The sequence below is a fragment of the Acidobacteriota bacterium genome, from assembly GCA_003225175.1.
Classification (GTDB): domain Bacteria; phylum Acidobacteriota; class Terriglobia; order Terriglobales; family Acidobacteriaceae; genus Gp1-AA112.
This window is the reverse complement of the sequence record QIBA01000150.1, coordinates 1-2772: the sequence shown is the minus strand read 5'-3', so window position 1 is coordinate 2772 and position 2772 is coordinate 1. Positions and strand designations below refer to the sequence as shown.

5 protein-coding genes and 1 pseudogene are annotated in these 2772 nt (G+C 51.3%); 4 read left to right on the top strand and 2 right to left on the bottom strand.

Annotated features, from left to right (window positions below; all coding sequences use genetic code 11):
• Positions 1-35 precede the first annotated feature (35 nt).
• Together DMG62_23870 and DMG62_23865 are read left to right on the top strand one after the other, a co-directional pair.
• Positions 36-227, top strand: a pseudogene (locus DMG62_23870) (hypothetical protein).
• Positions 228-241: 14 nt separating this feature from the next.
• Positions 242-916, top strand: coding sequence for a hypothetical protein (locus DMG62_23865; GenBank protein ID PYY20204.1), 675 nt, complete (start codon positions 242-244; stop codon positions 914-916).
• A 26-nt stretch (positions 917-942) separates the two neighbouring features.
• Here DMG62_23865 and DMG62_23860 read toward each other — a convergent pair whose 3' ends face one another.
• A complete protein-coding gene (locus DMG62_23860; protein PYY20203.1) occupies positions 943-1167 on the bottom strand; it encodes a hypothetical protein in 225 nt (74 codons plus the stop codon).
• Positions 1168-1358: 191 nt separating this feature from the next.
• Here DMG62_23860 and DMG62_23855 point away from each other — a divergent pair, with 191 nt between their 5' ends.
• Positions 1359-1598, top strand: a complete 240-nt coding sequence (locus tag DMG62_23855) for a hypothetical protein (GenBank protein PYY20202.1) — start codon at positions 1359-1361, stop codon at positions 1596-1598.
• A gap of 61 nt (positions 1599-1659) precedes the next feature.
• Positions 1660-1998, top strand: coding sequence for a hypothetical protein (locus tag DMG62_23850; GenBank protein PYY20201.1), 339 nt, complete (start codon positions 1660-1662; stop codon positions 1996-1998).
• 212 nt (positions 1999-2210) lie between these two features.
• On the opposite strand, the gene DMG62_23845 is transcribed toward DMG62_23850, so the two are convergent.
• On the bottom strand, positions 2211-2772 hold a 562-nt coding region (locus DMG62_23845; GenBank protein PYY20200.1), incomplete at its 5' end, for a hypothetical protein.

Sequence of the window (2772 nt, the reverse complement as noted above, 5' to 3'; positions counted from 1 at the left end):
GATTGGCTAGTAATCGTTGAACGAGTCGTTTCTGTGGCAACCAGGTCAGTCAAGGTCAGCAAATTGGCACTCTGGATAATTCCGGATGTCAATCCGGTCCACACCTGCATGTTGGACGCATCGGTCCGAATGGTCCGGTGAATGTTACGATTCCTTCCGTCAATCCGCTTCCTGGGAACAATTTTGGTGATGGCATAGTCGATGACGACGACACCGATATTCCATAAGGGGAACTTCACACATGTTAGTACCGCTGATCGTACTACTGATGTTCGGCACAGCTACGCTAAGCACGCTGCGGATTCCGACGCCAGATGGCGTGGCAAAATTTCGCTACAATCCGGTTACAGTAAACCCCGGCGACATAAAGAGGTGGGCTCAGCTATCAGAGAACATCTCACCTTACAACTTCTTTCTCGTTCCAGAGTCACTGGGCATGTGCATCGATGGCTCAGCTGATTACGAACAATGTGGAAGTCGCGACCCGAATGATCCCAATTTCATTCACAACGCAAAGGTAAACATCTCCAGAATTGAAAAGCGCATTGCTGAGTTGAAATCCGGCCGCTACACGGAAGAACTCAAACCAGTTGTTGATTATTTTTTGAACATTTTGACTACTTTTTTAGCGGAGGATGTCGCCGACCTGAAATACATCCAAAGTGGAAGAGTTTCGGATCTCGCATTCGTGGCGAATGGAGTCGATTATGGAACGGCCTGTAACGATTTGCGCGACAAGTTTCAGGCTTCTGAGGACAAGGTGGCCGCGTTCAATAAGGTTAGACATGACTGGCACAATTGCGTGAACCAAGCTTTTACTCAGAACCATGGCTATAGCTACCCAAAGGGGGCTTGGGAGAGCTTTCTGAAACGGTATTCCATCGATCAAAGATTCGTCCCCACTGAAGTGAACTGATAGAGGAAGGTTGCTACGGAAAGCGTTTAGGAGGCCGCTTCCATTCCGCGCCGCCGAACTTTGTCCCTGCGAATCAGCACGCGCAGTTCTTCTTGCTCGCCAAAGAGTGCGCTCGTCATATCAAAATAGAGCCTCCGACGCTCTTTCAATGTCCCCATATTCCAAATGGGAGCGTACTTCTTCCCAAGCGGTTTGGATCTCTCGCTGGAGTATGTCGAGGAGAGCAATTTGAACTTTGTTTGCTCGCTCATATTCCGAATTGTAACGCGGTAGAATCTGCGCATGGCCGATGCACACAACGGAAAACAACCGTCCCTGAATTCAAGTTGGGTCTATCGAGGCAGGCGTGGTACCAAGCGCCGAAGCAGTGTGCGCTTGGGGAATCCCGCTGCTTGCCTTTGAGAGCAAACTGTTCCAGGCTTTGGGAGCGAGAGGACGGTAGATGACTCGAAAAGCTTGGTTCGCATTCGCGCTGACGCAAGTGATCGGAATCGGATTGGCGCTGTCTGCGAATGTTCATATCCGCCCCACGCCTTTGTTCTTGGCAATCCTGCTCTGTTTTCCGGGTTCTCTAGCTGTTGCAGTCATTCCCGGCAATCTACCGGCTGCTCTTCAATGCGGGATAATGATCGCTGTTAATCTAGCTTCGTGGTGGGGAGCCGCACGGCTGGTAGCAGACTAAGCGCGATGGGCAAGAGAAAAGACCGCGAGAAGGAACAGATAGCTCCGCTTCCGCACCGGCTGTGATCGTTGTACGGTACGGATACGCTCATTACTTCTTCCTAGATTGCTTCAAGAGGCTTTCGGCCCCGATTCGTCGCATCCCTAGCGTTTGTAAAGGTAACCTGACCAGGGAGGGCGAAATGCTATTTGGTTCAAGAGCGCTACGCTGGCTGACTCCATTATTGCTTGTGGCTGCTGAGCTGAGTTTCGGGATTCCGGTGAGTGTCGGAAATATCGAAACTGCAAAATTGTTGAAAGAAGCTACATTGGTTCTTAAGGGTGAAGTCACAACCGTAGAATCTCGGGACCTCCATCTCGGACCTTTTTGGGTAAGCAGGTTCAACTCAGAGAAGAAGTAGCCACAATCCGCATTTCTCAAGTCTTCAAGGGTTCTGTATCGCAAGACACGGTTGCGGTTGCGTATGACACCGCAGCAGAGTCACAAATTTGTGGAACCAATTCATGTCTTAAGCTTGCGCCTGAGCAGTACCGGATTTTCTTCCTGCAGCCAGCTGGTAGTGCATATCGGTTCACAACCTCGGACTCAGCTGGTTTTCGGATTTCTCCTCTTTCACCGCGGAGCAATATCTTTTCGCGTCTGCGGTAAAGCCGGAATTACCACCTTTTTCAGATCCAGAACATCGGTGCGCGGCTGTTCCGGATGTGTGTCGGATTCATGAAATCTTTCCACTGCAGGCGGACGGCGGTTTTCGATTCGCTGAATCTGTTGTTCAATTTCCGGCTTCTCCAGACGGTTCGCCGCATCTCCCTTGTAGTTGGCGGTTCGAGCAACCTTGTAGTAGCTGCTCAAGTTATTGATGGCGATGTTGCTGGCCGGGGCGAGTGCACTGGCTTGTGCTAATTGCTGAGCGACCAGACGAGGGTTCTCGATGGTAACCGGTTCACCGGCATTCCGGGCCAGTGTGGCGCGGTTCAATTCCGTGGCTACCGAGAGCGTGATGGCATCCGGACTGTAAGGCACAAGCTGGCGGGCACGGCGGAACGAGACTTGTGCTTGGCTAAGCCCCTCAAGATAGTTCCTGCTCGACAACATCCTGGTAATTCCTGCAAGTTGCTCCGCTACCGCGAGCGCCACAGTTTCGTTGTTCTGGTCTGCAAATTTGGCGAAAGTG

Coding starts and splice junctions, on each gene's coding strand:
- DMG62_23865 (PYY20204.1), top strand. CDS start 242: ATGTTAGTACCGCTGATCGTACTACTGATGTTCGGCACAGCTACGCTA.
- DMG62_23860 (PYY20203.1), bottom strand. CDS start 1,167: ATGAGCGAGCAAACAAAGTTCAAATTGCTCTCCTCGACATACTCCAGC.
- DMG62_23855 (PYY20202.1), top strand. CDS start 1,359: ATGACTCGAAAAGCTTGGTTCGCATTCGCGCTGACGCAAGTGATCGGA.